General features: G+C 68.2%; 1 protein-coding gene. It reads left to right on the top strand.

What is annotated here, in order from left to right:
- On the top strand, positions 1-683 hold a 683-nt coding region (locus QMA10_RS16500; protein ID WP_290170114.1), incomplete at both ends, for an SDR family oxidoreductase.

Here is a 683-nt window from a genome sequence, read left to right as displayed (position 1 = left end):
CGGGAACACGCCCTTGAGCTCGCACGCCAGGGCGCCAAGGTTGTCGTCAATGACCTCGGCACCACCCTCAACGGCGTCCAGGAAGCCTCCGGCCCGGCACACGACGTCGTGGCCCTGATCCGGGCCGAAGGCGGAGAGGCGGTGGCCAACGGCGCCGACGTTGCGGACTTCGAGCAGGCCGCCGGACTCGTGCGGCAGGCGATTGACACGTTCGGCCGCTTGGATGTGCTGGTGAACAACGCCGGATTTGTGCGGGACCGCATGCTGGTCAACACCTCGGAAGAGGAGTGGGACGCCGTCATCCGGGTGCACCTCAAGGGCCATTTTGCGCCGCTCCGCCACGCAGCTGAGTACTGGCGCGGCGAGGCCAAGGCAGGACGCACGCCGGATGCCCGTGTCATCAACACCTCCTCCGGCGCAGGACTGCAGGGCAGCGTGGGTCAGGCGAGCTACTCGGCTGCCAAAGCCGGGATCGCCGGTCTGACGCTCGTCGCCGCCCACGAGCTCGGCCGCTACGGAGTCACCGTGAACGCCATTGCCCCCTCGGCGCGGACCCGCATGACCGAAGGTGCCTTTGCCGAGGCAATGGCCGTTCCCGAGAGCGGTTTTGATGCCATGAACCCGGCCAATATTTCCCCGGTTGTGGCCTGGCTGGCCAGCGGCTCATCCGCGGCGGTCACCGG

This window comes from Arthrobacter sp. APC 3897 (assembly GCF_030407495.1).
Classification (GTDB): Bacteria; Actinomycetota; Actinomycetes; order Actinomycetales; family Micrococcaceae; genus Arthrobacter_B.
The sequence above is the reverse complement of the archived record's forward strand: the minus strand, read 5'-3'. Positions and strand labels throughout refer to the sequence as shown.